Origin of the sequence: Candidatus Nanosynbacter sp. TM7-075 (assembly GCF_022828255.1) — a bacterium.
Lineage (GTDB): Bacteria > Patescibacteriota > Saccharimonadia > Saccharimonadales > Saccharimonadaceae > Nanosynbacter.
In genome coordinates this window covers 331,977-352,878 of record NZ_JAJQJW010000002.1, presented here as the reverse complement: position 1 = coordinate 352,878, position 20,902 = coordinate 331,977, and the positions used below count along the sequence as shown (strand labels likewise).

19 protein-coding genes and 1 tRNA gene are annotated in these 20,902 nt (G+C 43.4%); 9 read left to right on the top strand and 11 right to left on the bottom strand.

The features are described 5' to 3' along the window. Positions 1 to 27: 27 nt before the first annotated feature. Genes argF through LRM42_RS03330 form a run of 3 tightly spaced genes read right to left on the bottom strand, consistent with a single transcriptional unit; the run spans position 28 to position 2,935 of the window. Entirely contained in the window at positions 28 to 1,017 is a 990-nt protein-coding gene (gene argF / locus LRM42_RS03340; protein WP_243816744.1) for an ornithine carbamoyltransferase, read from the bottom strand. Next, positions 1,017 to 2,255 (bottom strand): arginine deiminase, encoded by a 1,239-nt coding sequence (arcA, locus tag LRM42_RS03335; RefSeq protein WP_243816743.1) that lies wholly within the window; start codon positions 2,253 to 2,255, stop codon positions 1,017 to 1,019. Before arcA ends, argF begins: the two co-directional genes overlap by 1 nt. A gap of 47 nt (positions 2,256 to 2,302) precedes the next feature. After that, entirely contained in the window at positions 2,303 to 2,935 is a 633-nt protein-coding gene (locus LRM42_RS03330) for a TylF/MycF/NovP-related O-methyltransferase (RefSeq protein ID WP_243816742.1), read from the bottom strand. A 122-nt stretch (positions 2,936 to 3,057) separates the two neighbouring features. Here LRM42_RS03330 and LRM42_RS03325 point away from each other — a divergent pair, with 122 nt between their 5' ends. Together LRM42_RS03325 and LRM42_RS03320 are read left to right on the top strand one after the other, a co-directional pair. Then, on the top strand, positions 3,058 to 4,044 hold the full coding sequence (locus LRM42_RS03325) for an MvdC/MvdD family ATP grasp protein (RefSeq protein WP_243816741.1): 987 nt from the start codon (positions 3,058 to 3,060) through the stop codon (positions 4,042 to 4,044). Positions 4,045 to 4,242: 198 nt separating this feature from the next. Further along, positions 4,243 to 4,983 carry a hypothetical protein gene (locus tag LRM42_RS03320; protein ID WP_243816740.1) on the top strand — a complete coding sequence of 247 codons (741 nt, stop codon included), beginning with the start codon at positions 4,243 to 4,245 and terminating at the stop codon, positions 4,981 to 4,983. A 7-nt stretch (positions 4,984 to 4,990) separates the two neighbouring features. Here the strand turns inward: LRM42_RS03320 and LRM42_RS03315 are convergent, their stop codons facing one another. Both LRM42_RS03315 and LRM42_RS03310 read right to left on the bottom strand, forming a co-directional pair. Then, positions 4,991 to 6,985 carry an ABC transporter ATP-binding protein gene (locus LRM42_RS03315; RefSeq protein ID WP_243816739.1) on the bottom strand — a complete coding sequence of 665 codons (1,995 nt, stop codon included), beginning with the start codon at positions 6,983 to 6,985 and terminating at the stop codon, positions 4,991 to 4,993. Continuing rightward, a complete protein-coding gene (locus LRM42_RS03310) occupies positions 6,985 to 8,745 on the bottom strand; it encodes an ABC transporter ATP-binding protein (protein ID WP_243816738.1) in 1,761 nt (586 codons plus the stop codon). Before LRM42_RS03310 ends, LRM42_RS03315 begins: the two co-directional genes overlap by 1 nt. A 118-nt stretch (positions 8,746 to 8,863) precedes the next feature. Between LRM42_RS03310 and LRM42_RS03305 the strand changes: the two genes are divergently transcribed. Beyond that, positions 8,864 to 8,940 (top strand) — tRNA-Pro (locus tag LRM42_RS03305). 65 nt (positions 8,941 to 9,005) lie between these two features. Then, entirely contained in the window at positions 9,006 to 9,473 is a 468-nt protein-coding gene (locus LRM42_RS03300) for an NUDIX domain-containing protein (protein ID WP_243816737.1), read from the top strand. 14 nt (positions 9,474 to 9,487) lie between these two features. Here the strand turns inward: LRM42_RS03300 and LRM42_RS03295 are convergent, their stop codons facing one another. The 3 genes from LRM42_RS03295 to LRM42_RS03285 are packed head-to-tail and all read right to left on the bottom strand — an operon-like array spanning position 9,488 to position 11,689. Then, positions 9,488 to 10,210 carry an amino acid ABC transporter ATP-binding protein gene (locus LRM42_RS03295; RefSeq protein WP_275973099.1) on the bottom strand — a complete coding sequence of 241 codons (723 nt, stop codon included), beginning with the start codon at positions 10,208 to 10,210 and terminating at the stop codon, positions 9,488 to 9,490. Next, on the bottom strand, positions 10,191 to 10,901 hold the full coding sequence (locus tag LRM42_RS03290; RefSeq protein ID WP_243816736.1) for an amino acid ABC transporter permease: 711 nt from the start codon (positions 10,899 to 10,901) through the stop codon (positions 10,191 to 10,193). The genes LRM42_RS03295 and LRM42_RS03290 overlap by 20 nt, the downstream gene beginning before the upstream one ends. After that, a complete protein-coding gene (locus LRM42_RS03285; protein WP_164999941.1) occupies positions 10,898 to 11,689 on the bottom strand; it encodes a basic amino acid ABC transporter substrate-binding protein in 792 nt (263 codons plus the stop codon). Before LRM42_RS03285 ends, LRM42_RS03290 begins: the two co-directional genes overlap by 4 nt. A 52-nt stretch (positions 11,690 to 11,741) precedes the next feature. On the opposite strand from LRM42_RS03285, the gene LRM42_RS03280 reads away from it, so the two are divergent. Continuing rightward, positions 11,742 to 13,307, top strand: coding sequence for an LTA synthase family protein (locus LRM42_RS03280; protein ID WP_243816735.1), 1,566 nt, complete (start codon positions 11,742 to 11,744; stop codon positions 13,305 to 13,307). Here the strand turns inward: LRM42_RS03280 and galE are convergent. Next, the gene (galE, locus tag LRM42_RS03275; RefSeq protein ID WP_243816734.1) at positions 13,304 to 14,317 is read right to left on the bottom strand and encodes a UDP-glucose 4-epimerase GalE; all 1,014 of its coding nucleotides are present in this window, start codon (positions 14,315 to 14,317) and stop codon (positions 13,304 to 13,306) included. The two genes, LRM42_RS03280 and galE, sit on opposite strands and share 4 nt — an antisense overlap. Before the next feature lie 149 nt (positions 14,318 to 14,466). Here galE and LRM42_RS03270 point away from each other — a divergent pair, with 149 nt between their 5' ends. Genes LRM42_RS03270 through LRM42_RS03255 form a run of 4 tightly spaced genes read left to right on the top strand, consistent with a single transcriptional unit; the run spans position 14,467 to position 18,821 of the window. Continuing rightward, positions 14,467 to 16,614 (top strand): ATP-dependent Clp protease ATP-binding subunit, encoded by a 2,148-nt coding sequence (locus LRM42_RS03270; protein ID WP_275973098.1) that lies wholly within the window; start codon positions 14,467 to 14,469, stop codon positions 16,612 to 16,614. 7 nt (positions 16,615 to 16,621) lie between these two features. After that, a complete protein-coding gene (locus tag LRM42_RS03265; protein ID WP_243816733.1) occupies positions 16,622 to 17,509 on the top strand; it encodes a class I SAM-dependent methyltransferase in 888 nt (295 codons plus the stop codon). Continuing rightward, on the top strand, positions 17,506 to 18,108 hold the full coding sequence (locus LRM42_RS03260; RefSeq protein WP_243816732.1) for a hypothetical protein: 603 nt from the start codon (positions 17,506 to 17,508) through the stop codon (positions 18,106 to 18,108). The genes LRM42_RS03265 and LRM42_RS03260 overlap by 4 nt, the downstream gene beginning before the upstream one ends. Further along, positions 18,105 to 18,821 carry a DsbA family protein gene (locus LRM42_RS03255; protein ID WP_243816731.1) on the top strand — a complete coding sequence of 239 codons (717 nt, stop codon included), beginning with the start codon at positions 18,105 to 18,107 and terminating at the stop codon, positions 18,819 to 18,821. The genes LRM42_RS03260 and LRM42_RS03255 overlap by 4 nt, the downstream gene beginning before the upstream one ends. A gap of 107 nt (positions 18,822 to 18,928) precedes the next feature. Here the strand turns inward: LRM42_RS03255 and LRM42_RS03250 are convergent, their stop codons facing one another. Continuing rightward, positions 18,929 to 20,047 (bottom strand): ABC transporter permease, encoded by a 1,119-nt coding sequence (locus LRM42_RS03250; protein WP_243816730.1) that lies wholly within the window; start codon positions 20,045 to 20,047, stop codon positions 18,929 to 18,931. A 1-nt stretch (position 20,048) separates the two neighbouring features. Beyond that, positions 20,049 to 20,813 carry an ABC transporter ATP-binding protein gene (locus LRM42_RS03245; protein ID WP_243816729.1) on the bottom strand — a complete coding sequence of 255 codons (765 nt, stop codon included), beginning with the start codon at positions 20,811 to 20,813 and terminating at the stop codon, positions 20,049 to 20,051. Positions 20,814 to 20,902 lie beyond the last annotated feature (89 nt).

Sequence of the window (20,902 nt, the reverse complement as noted above, 5' to 3'; positions counted from 1 at the left end):
TCCTTAACCTCCTTATTACGACAACAACTACAATGTCAAAGCCATCACAGCCTTGATTGTATGCATACGATTTTCCGCTTGATCAAAAACTATCGAATGTGGCGAGCGGAACACCTCATCCGTCACTTCCATTGAATCTAAACCGAAATCTTCCTGAATTTTCTTTCCAGTAATCGTTAATGCGTCGTGGAATGCTGGCAAGCAGTGCATAAACTTGACCTCAGGATTTCCTGTCAGGTTAATCATCTGGCGATTAACTTGGAAATGTCGCAATTGGTTAATGCGTTCAGCAAACTTGTCTTCTTCGCCCATTGAAACCCAAACGTCCGTGTAAATTACATCAGCACCGCGCAAAGCTTCTTCGAAATTATCAGTGATAGTAATGCGTGCGTGGCTTGACCTGGCAAAATGATTTGCCTTATCGACCAAAGCCTGATCTGGATGCAATTCACGAGGTGCCAAAATGCGGAAATCAAGTCCCATAATAGCTGAGCCAATCATCAGCGAGTTCGCCATATTGTTACGACCATCGCCAACAAATACCAGCTTAGTTCCCTTCAATTTTCCAACATGCTCTTCAATTGTCATAAAGTCTGCCAAAATCTGCGTTGGATGAAACTTATCGGTCAATCCATTCCACACTGGAACGCCAGCGTGACGCGCCAATTCCTCAACAGTCGCGTGATCAAAGCCGCGGAATTCAATTCCGTCAAACATTCGACCCAAAACCTTAGCGGTATCTTCAACCGTCTCTTTCTTACCCAATTGAATATCATCTTTGCCGAGGTATTCCGGCGCAATTCCAAGATCATTAGCAGCTACCGTAAATGCACAGCGTGTTCGCGTTGAAGTCTTTTCGAACAACAAAGCCACGTTTTTACCTTCATGAATTCGGTGCGGAATGCCAGCATATTTCAATCGACGATATTCACGAGCCGTGTCTAACAACAAGCGAATCTCTTCAGCGGTATAATCGCTCAAAGTCAGCAGCGATCGTCCTTTCAAACTCTGAGCCATTAGAATACATCCTCTCGTACTAGCGGCATACTCATACAGCGTGGACCGCCACGACCGCGTCCAAGCTCAGCGCCACTAATTTCAATAACTTCAATACCGTTTTCGCGCAATTTCTGGTTAGTTACGTAGTTGCGATCATAAGTCACCACAACACCCGGCGCAATCGCCAAAGTGTTTGAACCGTCATTCCACTGCTCACGAGCAGCAGCAATTGGATCGCCACCACCACACTCAATCAACGTAACACTTGGCAAGCCCAGCGCAACTCTCAAGACGTGTTCCAGGTCTGTTTCGTGTGTAATTCGTGGGAATGGCTGACCTTCAACCTTCTCCAAAATAAAACAATTCATCCTGCCGCCATGGTCGCGAATCTCTGGGTGAATCGTAAACTTATCACGATCAATCATCGTAAACACGGTGTCTAGGTGCATAAAGGCGTGAGATTTTGGAATTTCCATAGCAATGACTTTCTCGAATTTCGAGCCAGCAAACAATTTGGTTGCCATCTTTTCAATTGCCTCAGCAGTTGTTCGCTCTGAAACACCAATTGCCATAACCTTATCGCTTAATATTAATTCGTCACCACCTTCCATTGAGAATTTCTCTGTGCGGTTGTACCAAACTGGCGCACGATTAGCAAATCGTGGATGATGGTCGATGATGTAGCGCATAAATAGCGATTCACGACGACGAGCCGTCCAGTGCATCTTGTTGATTGTCAAACCGTTACCAATTGCGGCAGCTGGGTCGCGTGTAAAGTATAGGTTTGGCATTGGATCGAGATAGAACGGATAATGATTTTTCTCGATCATATTATGAAGTTGCTGATGCTGATCTGGAGGCAAAGTAATTTCATCCTTACGAACACCAGCCATAATCTTGCGAATCATAGCGTGAGTTGGCAAGTCCAACAAGAATTGGCGCAACGTTTGAGTAACACGGCGTGAATCCTGCTTAGAAGCAGCCAACATTTCATCGACAAATTGTTCGCGCAATTGATCTGTGCTAATTGCCTCGGCGACCAATTGATCCAGATACAAAACTTCGATTCCACGACTTCTCAATGCTTCCGCAAAAGCATCGTGTTCAGCCTGCGCCACTTTCAGATATGGAATATCGTCAAATAAAAGATCGGTCAGATAGTCTGGCGTCAAATTCTCCAGCTCTTCACCTGGCCGATGCAATAGAACGGTCTTAAGTTTTCCTATTTCAGACGTGATGTGAATTGGTTCGTCCATCACAACCCTCCCCTGTTTATATTAGTGATGTTTTAATTGTAACACGTTTATGTTTTTGGGCAAGAGGAGATAATTGCCAGACTAGCTTCAGTCCTGACCGCGAATTGTCGGTTAACTTTCAGCCATTCATCAGTAGCTTTTGCAGCTCCCGGTAAAGCTTCATTCGCGTAATCATCAACAATAATTATCGAGTCTTCATTAAACTTACTTTCACAAACCCGAAAAGAATCGACAATTGATTCATAAAAATCGCCATCAAAAAACGCAAACATAATATTTTCCGGTACGTCATCAGAAGTAAAATCAGAAAACCAGCCTTTGTGAATAATCGGCGACTTCAATCCTGCTTTCTTAAAATTCTGGACAAACGTCTTACGCGGCGCTAATAACTCGCCAGCCTTAAATTGATCACCCGCAGCGCTATTATCCTTCTGGGTTTTTTCTGGCAATCCCGCAAACGAATCGTAAACGTGAAACTCGCCCGTAAAATCATAAGCGTCCAGCAGTCGGCGAATAAACAAACTAGTCGTGCCGACATAACAACCAAACTCCACAATGTTTCCAGTGACGCCACGGCGTAAAGTTTTCTCCAACTCTCTTAAAAGCGCACTAAGCTCTTTTATATCGACTTGGTCAGAAATGATTGGGTATTTAGTGATGAGTTGGTCTGCGATATTCATGACTTAATTATAAATAACCTTCGGAGTATTGACAAATAATCAATATATAATATATAATGAAACAAGAGTCGAGAATTTCTAAACGCGTTCCTTACCATCATCTATTCGTTCAGGAGTAGACCATGACTGCAGTTCTCATACTGACCAATTCTCTGGACAACCCTCATGTTGAGGCAGTGAGCCAATATATTGACTCAGAAAGTAATCGGATCATACGGATTGATACGGATCTTTTAATCCAAGGGCAATGTAGTATCTCTTTTAACTATTCAAACGGTAGCATACTATATAGGCATTCAGAGGATACTATAGATCTTCGTAGTGTTGATAACGTATGGTACAGAAAGCCGTTCGGGTTCAGTCAAACCTATGGATTCCTTGAGAGTATCCAAGATCCAATCCAAAGATCTATCGTAGACAAAGAGATACATGATGTATTGAATGGTCTGTGTTTTCTGCTACGCGACAAGTTTTGGATTAATCACCCTAGCTCCATTCATACAGCTAGGATTAAGCCATACCAATTGTCGATTGCAAAGCGTATTGGGCTGCCAATGCCCGACACACTGATTACATCAGATCCAGACGCAGCTCGCCAGTTCTGTCTAGAAGCGCCAACCGTATTCAAACCGGTATCTGTATCTAGCCTAGATCTTGACGATACAGGCTACATGATAGAAACCACGCTCATGACAGATGATCTGATAGACTCCTTGGGGTTGATCAAATCACAACCGATCATTCTGCAAAGGTTTATCAGAAAAACAAGTGAGCTACGGGTCACTTGTATCGGAAAACAGATCTTCGTTGCCCGTCAGATTCCACAAGAGAAAACCTCCGGCACGGTAGACTGGAGATCTCTACAAGATTCTGGCAGTCGATACGTGATCGACTACGTCCTTCCCGAAGACATTGAGCGGAAGGTTCGTTCTCTGCTGACTTCGCTAGGTCTTGGTTTTGCTGCAATTGATTTCGCGATAGACGAAATCGGAGATCTGCATTTCCTTGAAGCAAACCCAAATGGCCAGTGGCTCGGTTACACCGATGAAATAGGCCTACCGGCAGCCGCACACATGGCGTGCTGCCTGGTGGAAAAAAGTCTACTCTGACAATTGAAAGGAGGTGAAGCATGAATAACGCCGAGATCTTTTCCGCGAAAGTTGCCACGATCGTTGATTCGGAGGTCGACTCGTCGACCTTCCTGACCCGATGCGGCAAGCCCAAGACGACGGACGACTAGTCCCACGTCACACCCCGTGCCCTTGTGTTTTTACAAGGGCACGGGGTAACCTATCAAAGAGTATATTATGAACAAGCACAAAATCATCAAAACATTCTTGCCGAAACAATTAGACATAAAGCGCCTCGAGCTCCCGCGACCCGCCCTACAAAAATCAAACCTAATTGTATATGGCGAAATTCACGGCATAAAAGAAAATGCCAACGTCGTCTATACTCTAGTTAAGAAACTTGGCGTAAAGAGATTAGCTATTGAAGCCAGCCCCGCCGTATCCAACTTCATCAATTCAGTAAAGACCGGATCTTGCGATTTTTCCTTAGTTGATGAAGACCTTTTTGATTCAAGCATTTTATCTCTTGAAATGATAAAAACGATAGCAATTCTCCTACAGCAAAACCAACTTAAAGAGCTCGTTTTTATTGATACATTTTTTGACAATTTAGATGAGGACGCCGTCATATCACCAAGCCCGCAGGAACGAGAAAAACAACTAGCTAAAAATATCCTCGGAATTGACGACTCTCTACCAACATTATGTATTATGGGACAATGGCATACGCAGCCCAAAGTTGTTACAGATGGCGAAACACGGCATGAATCAGCGTTATATCGCTTAAAAAAAGTAAAGCCAAATGTGCCGTTTATCCACAATGTCTATCGACAAGGACAATTATTTAACGACGGAAAAATAATTGAACTTCCGAAAAACCCATCAATTCCGCCTTATTATGAAATTGTCCAGAAAACTGATATTGATTTTGAACTGCACATACCCGAAGCGACAAAAATATCACTATGTAAAAAATAGCGAACGTCTACTCAGAAAACTGGCTATTGTAAAGCTCAGCGTAAAATCCATTTTGCTTCAGCAGAGTTTCGTGATTGCCCTGCTCGATGATATTCCCGTCCTTAACCACCAAAATCAAATCAGCGTCACGAATCGTACTCAGACGATGCGCAATAACAAAACTAGTTTTCCCCTGCATCAACTTATCCATGGCTTTTTGGATAAGGACTTCGGTGCGTGTATCAACCGAGCTTGTCGCCTCGTCTAAAATCAGCATCGGCGCCTTCTCTAACATTGCCCTGGCAATTGTCAGCAGCTGCTTTTCTCCCTGGGAAATGTTAGCAGCCTCCTCACCAAGAACCATATCATAGCCGCCCGATAGCGACCGCACAAAATGATCAACATGCGCTTCTTCGGCGGTTTTTATCATCTCTTCCTCGGTAGCTTTTGAATTGCCATACATCAAATTCTGACGAATCGTGCCATTAAACAGCCACGTATCTTGCAGCACCATGCCAAACATTTGACGCACATCGCTACGTTTCATTTTACGAATATCCACGCCGTCAATCTTAATCGAACCGCTATTAATCTCATAAAATCGCATCAACAAATTGACTAGCGTCGTTTTGCCAGCACCAGTCGGACCGACAATCGCCACGCGCTGACCTGGCTTAATGTGCGCCGACAAACCTTTAATGATAGTCTGGTCTGGCTTATAACCAAAGACGACGTTGTCGAATTCAACTTCGCCTTTTATGTTGGACAATTTTGCCAAGTTATTCGGTTCAACCGCTTCCTCTGGCTCGTCCAAAAACTCAAACACTCGCTCGGCGGCAGCAGCTGTCGATTGCAAAATATTAGCGATATTAGCAACCTGAACCAGCGGCTGATTGAACTGATCGACATATTGAATAAACGCCTGAATGTCGCCGATTTTTAGCCGACCATTAATCGCCAGCCAACCACCCAAAATTGTCATAGCAACGTAGCCAATATTGCCAATGAAATTCATAATCGGGTGAATCAATCCAGAAAAGAACTGAGCCTTCCAAGCGCTCTCTTGAAGCCGATTATTGATCTTAGAAAACTTAGCAATCGATTTTTTCTGACCATTAAAGACGCGCATCACTTGATGACCGCCATACATTTCTTCAATGTGTCCATTAAGTTCGCCAAGCTGCGTCTGCTGGCGTAAAAATTGTTTCTGTGAGCTCTTTGCGATCAGCGTAATCACACCGCCTGCCAGCGGAAGCACCAGCAGCGCAACTAGTGACATCTGCCAGCTAATCGAAAACATCATCACCAAAATTCCCAACACCGTAACCGTTGAAGTTATAATTTGCGACAAACTCTGATTTAGTGTTTGGCTAATAGTATCGACGTCATTAGTTATGCGACTAAGAACTTCGCCGTAAGTTTGCTTATCGAAATAACTCAGTGGCAAGCGATTTATTTTTTCGGACAATTGTTGTCGCATTCTGAAAGTTACGGTTTGTGTCACCTGGGTCATTATCCACGTTTGAATATAACGAAAAATCGCACTCAGCACATACATTCCGACTAGCAAAATAATTATTCGCCAAATAGCGTCAAAATGAAATTCTGGACGCCGACTAAGATCTAGCTTTTTAATCGACTCAAGTTGACTGGATGGAATCTGTTTTTCAATCTCCGACTTATTCGGCAATCGGCTCAAAACGTCCGCGCCAGTAGTTCCCGCTGACAAAGAAACGCCTTTTGGCAATTTGCTAGTGATCGCCTCGTAGACTTTCATATTGGCATAATCATCAACAATTTGATTCGTCGCGCCACCTAAAATCTTCGGGCTGGCAATCGCAAAAATCGTGCTCCCAATCGCAAAAACCAACACCATCAACATTTGCCATCGAAAATCCGACAAATATTTGATCAGCTTCTTAACCGTTCCCTTGAAATCTTTAGCCTTTTCGCCAGCGCCCATTCCGCCCATCGGACCGCCCATTCGTACTTGCTGTCGCTTTTTCGTGGTTTGCCTAGACATTACAACACTCCTTTCGCAGCAATAGACATTTTCTGCAAATCGTCTTCCGAGAGTTGCGAAGCGGCAATTTCTTGATAAACTTCACAATCTTTCATCAACTCCTGATGCGTTCCCTGACCAACAATTTTTCCCTCGTTAAGCACGATAATTTTATCAGCATTCATAATCGTATTAATTCGCTGGCCGACAATTAACACAGTTTTATTCTTAGTTTCCTTTGCAAGCGCAGCCCGCAACTTCGCGTCTGTCTTAAAATCAAGCGCCGAAAACGAATCGTCAAAAATATAAACATTCGGCTCAACCGCAATAGCCCTCGCAATCGACAAACGCTGGCGCTGACCACCAGAAACATTGCTGCCACCCTGAGCGATTTCACTTTTATAGCCACTTTTTAATTCGCTAATAAATTCTTCCGCTTGGGCAATTTTGGCCGCTTTTTCAACCAACTTATCACTGGCCTCAGCGTTGCCGTATTTGATATTGCTAGCAACCGTTCCACTAAACAGTACGCCTTTTTGCGGCACGTAACCAATTTGACCAGACAAATCTTCCAATTTCAGATTTCTAATATCCACACCATCAAGCAAAATCTGCCCCGCCGAAACATCATAGAAACGAGGAATCAAATTAATCAACGTCGACTTTCCCGAACCAGTACTGCCAATAAACGCCGTTGTCTGACCAGGTTCAGCTACAAAATTAATATCCGAAAGCACCGGCAAATCCGCGTCAGGATAAGTAAACGTAACGTCCTTAAACTCAATTTTTCCCTTGGCATCTTTTGGCAATTTTTTCGGCGACTTCGGGTCAATAATTGATGGCAAAGTATCCAAAACTTCTCCGACTCGACGCACTGATACGGCGGCTCGCGGCACCATAATAAACACCATTGACAGCAACAAGAACGAGATTATCACCTGCATCGCGTATTCCAAAAACGCCATCATATTACCAATTTGCAAATTACCGCTGCTTATCAAATGCGCGCCAAACCACACAATTGCCACACTCGAAAAGTTCATCACTAAAGTCATAATCGGATCAAGCAACATCATCAAACGATTTACAAATAAGTTCATCTTATTTAATTCCGTATTGGCTTCTTGGAATTTTTTCTGCTCAATCTTCTCGTTATGGAACGCGCGAATAACTTTTAGCCCAACCAAATTTTCCCGCGCCACCAAATTAAGTTTATCCACCAGCGCCTGCAATTTCTTAAACCTAGGTACGGCAATCGTAAATAATGTAGCGATAACTACGAGTAAAATAAACACCGCCAAAGCAATGATCCAGCTTAAATCGGGCGCATTATTCATGGCTTTTTGCAGACCACCAATTGCCATAATCGGTGCCATTAACGCCAGTCTCAGCAGCATTATTGACGTTGTTTGAATCTGCTGGATGTCATTCGTTGAGCGCGTAATCAGCGACGCCGTAGAAAACTTATTAAAGTCCGCCAAAGAAAAACTTTCTATTCGTTCAAATAATTTCAATCGCAATTTTTGTGCCATTCCCGTAGCAATTCGTGCCGCCAAAAAACCCACAACAATTGAACAAAACCCACCAGCCGCCGTCACCAAAATCATCATCAAGCCATTATTCCAAATCGCCGACATATCTTGTTTAATAATGCCGTTATTGACAATTTCCGACATTTTATCCGGCAGCCACAAATTTGCCATCACGACGCCATACGTGAATCCAATCAAGATGATGAACAGTAACCAATAATCTCTAAAAATTCGTAAAATATGTTTCATTTATAGTCCTTTACGCTCTAAGTCCATCTTATATTATATCATTTTAGGACTAGTTGATTTCATTTTAATAATTACAATTGGACAAAAATATCTGTTAGTTTTATACTGTTTTTAGCGTCGGGGTGTGGCGCAGCTCGGTAGCGCGCACCGTTCGGGACGGTGAGGTCGCTGGTTCAAATCCAGTCACCCCGACCATGAAATTATTGGGCGTACGTTCGGCTTAATTGAACCTCTGGCTATTAGCAATCAAAGGAGGTTTTATGCGACGAAGAGTAAACGTACGCGGAATTATTATCAATGAAAACGGCGAAATTTTCTGCCAGAAATTAACCGCAAATAACGGCAAGGGTCGAAACTTTTGGTGTACGCCGGGCGGCGGCTTGGAAATGGGCGAAGGCTTGCTAGACGGCTTGCGTCGAGAAATGATTGAAGAAACTGGCGTCAAACCAGAAATCGGTAAGTTATTATTTATACAACAATTCGCCGAATCAGGCGAACAATCAGCACATGGTCCGAACGAGCAATTGGAATTTTTCTTCCTCATCACCAACTGGCAAGACTACCAAAACATTGACTTAGAAAAAACTTCTCACGGTGTCGAGGAGGTGGCGGAGTGTGGCTTTGTTAATCCGAAAACCACGCGAATTTTACCGAGTTATCTGACAGAGGTTGACCTGGACCAGCTAGTTAACAAATTGACAGAAGTCCCAGTTCTAAGCGAATTATAGCTGGGCTGCCTAGACTATTTAGCGAAGAATTTTTTGGCACGTTCAGTTTTCGGGTGATCCATTACCTGAGCTGGCGTACCATTTTCGATTATCTCGCCCTTGTCCAGAAAAATCATCCTAGTCCCGACTTCGCGGGCAAATTTCATCTCGTGCGTAACGATTACCATCGTCATTCCCTTTTTGGCAACTTTCCTGATCACGTCCAGAACTTCGCCAATCATCTCTGGATCTAGCGCTGAAGTTGGCTCGTCAAAAAGCATAATTTTCGGCTCCATAGCTAGCGCCCGCGCAATTGCCACTCGCTGTTTTTGACCGCCAGACAAACTATTCGGCGAAGCGTCCGCTTTATCTAACAACCCAACATCGTCCAATAAACTTCGCGCCAATTTTGTCGCTTTTTGATCTGAAAATTTACGCAGTTTTTTCGGAGCTAATTTAATATTTTCAATCACACTCAAATTCGGAAACAGATTAAATTGCTGAAAAACCATGCCGATATTCTGACGCAACGCGTTCAAGTTTACGTGTGGATCAGTAATTTTTATTCCATCAACAATAATCTCGCCCGAAGTCGGCTCCTCCAGCAAATTCAGACAACGCAAGAACGTCGACTTGCCAGAACCAGACGAGCCGACCACCACGACAATCTCGCCCTCTTCAATTTCCACGTCAATATCGCGAAGAACTCGATTCGTGCCGAACGTTTTTTTCAAGTTTTTAACGCTGATCATCGTCATGCTTCAATTTCCTTTCTACTCGCGCCATTACTCGCGTAAAAATCGCCGTCAAAATTAAGTACATCGCCGCAGCGGCAAATAGCGATTGAAAAGCTGTCGCCGTTTGAAAACGAATATTGTCCGCGCCCCGCATAATATCATTCAGGCCAATCCAACCAACAACCGAGGTTTCCTTTAACAGCGCAATAAATTCACTAATCAACGCCGGCAATGAATTTCTCATTGCTTGCGGCAAAATGACTAGTCGCATTGCCTGCCAATTGCTCAAACCTAAAGACCTAGCCGCTTCCATTTGACCCTTGTCAATACTCTGAATTCCGCCACGAATAATCTCAGCAATGTACGCACCGCTATTTATCCCAAACGCCACCGCCGCCACAAAAATCTTCGGCATAAATTGATACGACCCAAAAACGACGTAATACATAATCAATAGCTGGACCAAAAGTGGCGTGCCGCGAATAATATCGACATAAATTTTTCCCAGACTAGCCAGCGGATTAAAGTTCGCGAGTCTGCTTGTTTTCATCCTGCCAAATAGTCGTAAATTCGACGTGCGCATCAGGGCGACAAGCACACCAATTGCCGATCCTAAAATAAGCGACAACACGGTCAAAACCAACGTCACTTCTAATCCATGCCATAAAAATAGCCATCGACCGCCACCAAAAATCACTTCCCAAAAATTCACGATTTAGCCTCCTCACCAAAATATTTGCGGATTAATTTTTCATAGCGACCATCTTTTTTCATCTTGGCAATTTCTTTATTGACCTTTTCCAAGAGATCTTTATTGTCCTTTTTAATAGCAATCGCATAACTTTCATCACTGAGCGCACCCGGTAAGATTTCTAAGTCAGAAAATCCAGCCGAATACTGCTTTGCGGGAGCATCGTCCAGAATAACTGCTTCAATTTTTCCCGAACTCAACTCCTGTAAAACACTCGGCGCGGTTTGGAATTGTGTGACTGATGCGCCAGTAATCTTAGATGCCAAAGTATCGCCAGTCGTACCCAGCTGTACGCCAATTTTTCGCCCTGGCAATTGATATTTATTGCGAATCGGACTGCCCTTTTTAACAATTATTCTCTGTGACGCCGAATAATACGGATCCGAAAACAGCGCATTTTTCTCTCGCTCAGGCGTCACTGTCATTCCAGCCGCCACCATATCAATTTGCCCACTATCCAGCGCCGGAAGTAGCCCATCAAACGACATATCTTCGACCTTCAAATCTTTACCCAAGCTTTTAGCAATTTCCCTCGCCAGATCAACATCAAAGCCAACCACTTGATTGTTATCAATATATTCAAACGGCTTAAATCCAGCATTCGTACCCATCACCAAAACATCAGTTTTTGAGCCAATTACACCATCTCGATGTAAAATATCGCCCAACATTAAACAAATCATCCCCGCAAATAAAACCAGCCCAATCCACCAACTAATCCCGAATGTGCGCGTCTTATTCTTGCTCATGCTTTTATTATACCCCTTCATCCTCAAAAAACGTAAGTGATATAATAGAATGGTGAGAAAAATTAAATTTACCAAACGTTTCTGGATTAAATCAATATCAATCATCCTGCTTTTTTTGGCGGCATTTTGCTTAATTGCGGCGCGCTATAAATATATAGTCTTTAAAAATTCACAAATCGACGAGATAATTTTTTATTTCGTCAACGGATTAGCTGGTGGCAAATCTGACAATTTATGGTCGGCCGTCCTGCAAAATCTTCCGCTGGTTTTCCTATTATTCGGCGCTTTATTAATCCCAATGTTCGACAAATCGATCTCTTTTATCAATCGCATAATCGCCTTTTGCTTGAAAAAAATCAAATCATCACGAAAACTCACCTTGCCGTTTTTGAGATTACGAAATCAAGCAATTTACTCGCTAAGTATGTTTTTAATTGCAATTGCCCTTCTGATTCAAAGTTTCGGCATCCCTAACTATATTTACGCCCTAACCCAATCGACCAAATTGTACGAAGAAAATTACGTCAATCCAAAAACCGCCAAATTGACTTTCCCAGAGAAAAAACGCAACTTAATATACATATATTTAGAGTCAATGGAAAACACTTTGGCGTCAAAGACTAATGGCGGCAGTTCCGAAACCTCCATCATTCCAGAGCTGGAAGAATTGGCATTAAAAAACACCTCATTTTCAAACAAAGCATCCGGTGTTGGCGGCGCCTTGCCTGCAACAAACACTGGCTGGACTGTGGCAGGAATGGCTGCGCAATCTGCTGGCGTTCCCCTTAAAGAAAACTTGGTGGGCGGACGCGACCATAACGCCCTGGGCGAGTTTAAAAAGTTCTTGCCAGGCGCTTATAGTCTTGGTGAGATTTTAGAAAAACAAGGCTATAATCAAACGTTCGTTATGGGCTCAGAAGCAAGCTTTGGTGGTCGAGATAAACTACTGACTCAGCACGGCAATTTCAATATCGAAGATTACAATTACGCCAAAAAACACGGAAAAATATCCGAAGATTACAAAGTTTGGTGGGGTTATGAAGACAAAAAATTATTCCAATTTGCCCGCGAAGAAGCCTCGCGTTTGGCGGCGTCAGACAAACCGTTCAACTTGCAATTATTGACCGCCGACACGCATTTTACCGATGGCTATTTGGATGAAACCTGTGCTAAAACCTTCAGTAATCAATACGACAATGTTCACGCTTGTTCCTCAAAACAAGTCGCCGCATTCGTCAATTGGGTTAAATCTCAGCCATTTTATGAAAACACCACAATTATCATTTCTGGCGACCATTTAGGAATGCAGACTTCATACTACGACGAAAAAATCGGCGGAACTAACTATCAGCGAACCATTTACAACACGTTTATAAATCCAGCCATTTCGACTAGTCACTCAAAGAACCGTCAATTCACGACGTTCGATATGTATCCGTCAACTTTGGCGGCGCTGGGAGTTAAAATTGATGGCGACCGATTAGGTTTGGGCACAAACTTATTTTCTGGAAAGAAAACCTTGGTCGAGCAATACGGTGGAATTGAGAATTTAAATTCAGAACTTTCCAAACGTTCCGCTTATTACGAAAATAAGATTTTCACCAAATCTGGCAATTAACCATTATATCCGTTTGGATTATTGCTCTGCCAATTCCAAGCGTCGCGGCAAGCATCTTCAATTGTCAATTCTGCTCGCCAACCTAGCTCTCTTTCCGCCAAGCCTGGGTCTGCATAGCACGCCGCAATGTCACCCGCTCGACGTGGCGTAACTTGGTACGGAACATCACGACCAGACGCCTTCTCAAACGCCTTCACTAATTCCAAAACTGAAGTGCCACGACCAGTGCCGATATTATAGACTTTATATTCGTTCGGTCGGCCTAAATTCTCCAGAGCTGCCACGTGAGCCTTTGCCAAATCAACCACGTGAATATAATCGCGCACACCAGTTCCATCTGGAGTGTCATAATCGTCGCCAAAAACGCTCAAATGGTCTCGCTTACCAACAGCAACTTGTGACACAAACGGCAAAAGATTGTTCGGGATTCCTGAGGGATTTTCCCCGATGCGACCGCTCGGATGCGCACCAACTGGATTAAAATAGCGAAGAGATGTAAATTGCCAATCTTGATTTGTCGCAGAAATATCGCGGAGCATTTGCTCAATCATCAACTTCGTTTGACCGTATGGATTTGTGGCAGACAACGGCATATCTTCGGTAATTGGCAATCGAGCTGGGTCGCCGTAAACTGTTGCCGAACTAGAAAACACCAATTTCTTCACGTCAAATTCTTGCATCACATCAAGCAAAACCAACGTGCTTTCTAGGTTGTTTTTATAGTAAAGAAGTGCCTTTTCAACCGATTCACCAACAGCCTTCAACCCAGCAAAATGAATTACAGCATCAATTTTCTCAGACTTAAACAATTCTGATAGTCGCCGATGATCGCATAGATCAAATTCATGAAGCGGTATTGATTGACCAGTGATTTCTTCAACTCGCCTCAGACTCTCGACGGATGAATTTGATAAGTTATCGACCACCACTACGTTATGATTTGACGATAATAGTTCGATGATAGTGTGACTGCCGATATATCCAGCGCCACCAGTGACAAGAATATTCATACACTTAACATATCACAAAATGACTATTTATTTTATTAGCACTCTTGCACTGAGAGTGCTAATTTGTTATGATAACTACATCAAGTTTTACCATTCTGTCTTTTGTCGGGGCGCAACAAATTAGGACTAAAAACCAAAAGGAGGATTTTATGCCACCAAACATGAATCAAGAAGAAACAACTAAACCACTCGAAAAATTTGGTACAGATATAACGGCGTTAGCGCGCGAAGGCAAGCTCGATCCAGTGATCGGTCGAGATGAAGAAATTCGACGCACTATGCAGATTTTGAGTCGCCGCACTAAAAACAATCCCGTTCTCATCGGTGAGCCGGGAGTTGGTAAAACCGCAATTGTTGAGGCGTTGGCGCAACGAATTGTCAAAGGCAACGTTCCCGCTTCACTAAAGGACAAGCGGCTAATTTCTCTGGAAATTTCCAGTCTTTTGGCGGGCGCTAGTTTTCGCGGGCAATTTGAGGATCGATTAAAAGCCGTTCTGAAAGAAGTAGAAGACGCGGCTGGTGAGATTATTCTTTTTGTCGATGAAATTCACACCATGGTTGGCGCTGGAAAAAGCGAAGGCAGCATGGACGCGGGCAATATGTTAAAGCCAGCGCTGGCTCGCGGAAAATTGCATATGATTGGCGCGACGACGCTTGCTGAATATCGTCAATACGTCGAAAAAGATGCCGCCTTAGAACGAAGGTTCCAACCAGTTTACGTTGGCGAACCAAGCTTTGACGACACCGTCGCCATCTTGCGCGGATTGAAGGAAAAATACGAAATTCATCACGGAGTAAAAATTGCTGATGACGCAATCGTGGCAGCCGCCAGATTGTCCACCAGATATTTACCCGACCGATTCTTGCCAGACAAAGCAGTCGACTTGCTTGACGAAGCGACCAGCTCGCTCAAAATGCAGTTAGAAAGCGTGCCGATTGCGCTAGATCGATTGAACAATAGACGCTTGCAATTGGAAATCGAGGAAGCGGCGCTAAAAAAAGACAAATCCGACCACGCCAATATTCGCAAAGATGAAATCAAGGAGCAAATTGCCGAGATTCGTACAAAAGCCGAAGTAATCGATAAAAAATGGCAACACGAAAAAGACATTTTGCAAACCGTCAACACGACTACCGAAAAAATGGACAATCTGCGCTCACAATTAGAAATTGCTGAACGCGATGCAGATTTAGCCACCGCCAGCCGCATTAAGTATGGCGATTTACCGGAGCTGGAGAAAAAATTAGCAAGCGCCCGCGAGGAGCTAGCGGCAATTCCAACTCACGACCGATTGCTCCGCGAAGAAGTTACGCCTGACGATATTGCTGGCGTGGTAGCGCGCTGGACCGGAATTCCGGTGGAGCGATTGATGGAAAGCGAATCCAGCAAATTGACCAAATTGGAAGAATCGATCAGCCGCCAAGTCATCGGGCAAGATCGAGCCGTAGCAGCTGTAGCAAGCGCCATTCGTAGGTCACGCGCTGGACTCGGCGACATTAATCGACCAATTGGCTCATTCCTATTCCTCGGACCTACTGGCGTGGGAAAAACAGAAGTCGCGCGCAGTTTATGTCGTGAATTATTCGACGACGAGCACGCCATGATTCGAATTGACATGAGCGAATATATGGAACGCCACGCCGTAGCCAGATTGATCGGTTCGCCTCCAGGATATGTCGGCTACGATCAAGGCGGTCAATTGACGGAAGCCGTTAGACGACGTCCATATAGCGTGGTTTTGTTTGACGAAATCGAAAAAGCACATCCCGACGTGTTTAACGTACTATTGCAAGTTTTGGACGACGGTCGATTGACGGACGGACAAGGACGAACGATTGACTTTAGCAACACCATTATAATCATGACCAGCAACGTCGGATCGCAAATGATTATGGATTACACGGGCGACGACATTAGCTCTCTCGATAATCAAATTTTAGAAACGCTTCGTGGTCATTTCCGTCCAGAATTCTTAAACCGAATTGACGACATCGTGATTTTTGATCGCATTCACCCTGAATCGATGCGCGCAATTGTTGATGTGCAATTAGAAAAAGTTGTTCGCCAAGTTAAGGATAGCCGCGACATAACGCTGAATTTTGACGATAGCGTTCGTGATATGTTGGCGCGAGACGGCTACGACCCAAGTTTCGGCGCTCGGCCACTTAAGCGTTTGATTCAAAAACGCGTGCTTGATCCTTTGGCGCTCGAACTAATTGACGGACGAATTCACGACGGTGATACAGTAAAAGTTGCCGCCGTGGATGATCGAATTGCCTTTACGAATATCGTATAATAGATACATGGACCAAATTTGCAGCGAGCACTTGGAAAATCATACCAACAAAACCTATCAAGAGCGGATGAACCAGACAGCGTCATCCAAATTCAGAGCTATCGCAAAACATCTTGGTGAAAACGTTAAACTGCTTGATTTTGGTTCTGGTTTCTCGCCAGAATTCATCAAGCAAGTGACGCAAACAGGAACTCACTACGTAGCCTATGATGTTTCACAAATTGTTCAATCTCAACTTCAAGAAAATAACATTGATTTCATCACTAAAGAACAACTTGAAAACGCCGAAGATGAATTCGACATTATCTACATGTCGAGTGTATTTCACGAGTTGATGAGCTATCTATCCCGACCCGAGCGCACTAAAACATTCGCAATGCTAGATAGAGCACTCAAGCCCGACGGCACCATTATCATCCGCGATTGGGGTCCCGGCGAGACGTCAAGCCTAGTCACATCTATCGAAGTAGCGTCTGAGGATGTTAACGATGAAGTTTACACATGGATCAAAGCGCTTGTTAAAAATTCAGTGATTAGCATGCCTACTATCGTTTGCGATGACAATGATAATCCTATCGTTCCGTACATCTACAAGGCAAATAACCAAACTATTTACGAAATCATGTTTCACGCGGTTTGGGGGCTAGATTCACTTGAACGCGAATCAAAAGAATCGTACGTTATCGTGGATCACCTTATTCACAAATGGATTTGCGCGCCACACGGTTACAAAATAACACAGTCGCAGAATGAATTCGATGAAGCCTATTTGCCACATTTACAAAAATACTTCAAAATCGATAGTATTCCGTGGCCAACAAAAGTTATTTATGAACTAAAAAAGAGATGTCGCAATAGCACACCGGCAAACTTTATAGCACAACTACCACAATGAGTTACAACGATAAGCACTACAAACTAACCATCAAATCAGCAATTTTAGGAATCGGCAGAATGCTTGGTCTGCCGAAATATTTCCTAATAACAATTGTCGCGACCGTCGCCTTCGCCGTGATAATTTATTTCGCAATCAACGCCAATTTTTACGGGCCGCTGATGATGTCGCGCTTACCAATCCTCGATAAAATCGCGCTGCACGGCTCAATGATTATAGACATGTTCAAACAAAGTTTCACTTCACCAAATGGCGCGCTGCTTATGGTAGTGTCAATCCTTCAAGGTGTATCGATCGCCGCTGTAATTTTTACAGCAAAGAATAATCGCGATAATGAAAAAACTATATCTCGACAAGTCGGATTAAGCGGAATCGCATCAATTGCCACAACAATTGGACTCGGCTGTGTTCCCTGCGGAACATCACTAATCTTGCCAATTGTAACCCTATTTTTCTCAGGAGCTGCTGCCGCCACCGCCGCAAATATCGCCAGCACAATAGTCCTTTTGCTGGCTTTACTGCTCAGTTTATTCTCGCTATATAAATCAGGTCAAATTATTTTTATGTACACAGAATTATCTAAACAGGAGAAAATATGAATCGACAAAAATCATCAGGCATAGCACTTATTTGGGTTCTTTCGGGAATTGTAATCGTAGGAATTGTAGCTTTGTTTATCTATGGAATTGTCAATCGCCCGCCGAATCGTCACATTGGTGATAATAAACCATGGAATGAAAAAATGTCACAAGGATCCGCTGACGCGAAAAACGTATTCATTGATTATACTGACTATTTTTGTTCATTTTGCGCCGAGGTCGAAGCCGCAACCAGCACAGAATTCTTCAAAAATGACTATATTAAATCCGGCAAAGTTCGTTATGAGCATCGCGTAGTAACGTTATTAAAAGAGATGACCAACAATACCGAAACTGGTGCTCACGCTGCGTTTTGTGCTGCTGATCAAGATAAATATTGGCAGTACACCCACGATATCGTCCCACGCATTAAAAGCGATTATTTCGATAAAGGAATTGGCGTAAAAAATGTTGCTGTGCCGAAGAAAATCCCTGCTCTTCCGCTGGAATATTTCCTAACTTCCGCCAAAAACGTCGGCATGAATGAATCGCAATTTTCCGACTGCATGACCAAAAAACCACACCAAAAAGAAATTGATGACAATACCCAAAAAGCTCTTTCTCTTGGCGTGAATGGATTGCCATATATGGTTATTAACGACTATCAAACCAGCGGATTCGTCGGTGGAGAAAACGGATTAAGAAGCATTCTTAAAGCCGGCGGCGTCGAATAATTATTTGATTTGTCGCGCGGAATTAAGCAACTCCCGTGATAAAAATAACAAGCACCCGCTTACGATAAACATAACGTTTTTCTATTTGTTTCGCTATCCTTGAATAGTTATTCCCACCTAAATAGCTTAATGGCTAAGAAATAAACAGCGAAAGTCCAAGCCGCGATAATACCGAATTGTGGCAAGACTTCCATAAAACTTGCATGTTCGGTCATAATTAACCGGAATCCATCCGTAACTGGAGTCAGAGGAATAAACTGAGCGATACTTCGCAGCCATTCTGGAAATAGATGAAGTGGAAAAAACGTGCCAGATAAAAACATCATCGGGAAAGAGATTAAGTTACTTAATGACGATGACTGATCTTCGTTCTCTGACAACCCAGCAATCAATAATCCCACACCCACAGTCATAAATGCAGACAATACAGACATCATTACAAATAGCGCCCAATCGCCTCGCATATTAAAGTGGAATATCAACGTCCCAGCGATAACCATCATCACCAAACTAAGCAAGGAAATCGTCGTATAATGGATTGCCGTGGAGATGATTAGCTGGCCCGAAGTAAATGGCGCCGCACGTAACCGACGATATAAACCACGTTTCTTTTCAGCCGGTATTTGGTTAGATAGACCAAAAATACCCATACTCATCAAACTGAAAGTCAATAGTCCCGTAAACATGTAGTCAAACGATTTTAATTGCTCATCACCAATCGCTTTACCAACAGCTTTAAGCGGGGCTTCAGGTTGACCCATCTGACTATTGATACTATTGGTAATCTGATTCATCACTGCCACCAGCGCGCCGCCTGTTTGCTCAGAACCCTTGGAGTAAATAACATTCATAGTGCCTGTTGGAATAGGATGATTGCCATTATTTTTTATCGCGCCAAAATCACTTGGAAGCTCAATAATACCGTTAAGTTCCGACCGCTTCATCTTTTCGCGTGCGTCATTCATATCTTTAACGTCTTTAATCTTGAGAATCGAATCCTTCGAATTTTCTTTGGCATTTTTAACGAAACTTTTGGCAAATTCTGTCTGCGAATCGTTAACAATTGCAATATTAAAACTGGTCGAATCATTACTAAAAACCGACCCGAACACTAATAGAAAAATCAGCGGAAAAAGAAAGGTGAAAAATAGCGCCATTTTATCTCGGACGAAACGCTTTTGCTGAGCGCGAACTTGCCCGAATATTCCAATCCAATATTTTTTCATGTTAATCCCGAATTGCCTTTCCTGTTAAATCAATAAACACGTCTTCTAAGTTGGCCTGCTCGACAACTTGCTCCTTCTTAAAACCGCGCGCTAATAATTGCTGGATGAGATTATGCGGCGTATCAATTGTGATAATCTTACCGCTGTCCATAATCGCCAGACGATCACACAATAATTCCGCCTCGTCCATATAATGCGTCGTCAAAAGAATCGTAATTCCCTCGTCACGAATTTCCTCAATCAAGTCCCATAAATTTCGGCGTGCCTGCGGGTCAAGCCCTGTGGTCGGCTCGTCCAGAAACAACACTTTTGGATTATTCACCAATGTCGAAGCAATCGCAAAACGCTGTTTTTGACCACCAGAAAGCTGCTCGACGTAATGCTTAGCCTTTTCTGTCAATTGAACCTTAGCAAGCAGCGCCTCGGTATCAACCGTCCGACCATATAAACTACCAAACATTTTCAATTGTTCACGCAAAGTCAGTTTGTCATAAAAAGCCGTCGACTGAAGCTGAATGCCGATTATATTCTTAATATCCTTAGGTTTCTTAGCGACATCTATGCCGTCAATTGTAGCCACACCGCCATCAATTGGTCTGAGCGCTTCCAGCATTTCCAACGTTGTTGTTTTGCCCGCGCCGTTAGGACCAAGAATACCGAAGATCTCGCCTTTCTTGACCTCAAACGACACGCCGTCGACGACATTCTTGCCATCGTAAGTCTTGACGAGTTGGTCAACTGTTATGATTGGTTTGGGTTGAGCCATATTAACTCCTTTCCACACTCTCTGCTTGAACATCTCATATATTAAGCGATAGAATGACTTGTCCGCCAGTCCACCTTTAATTAGCCATT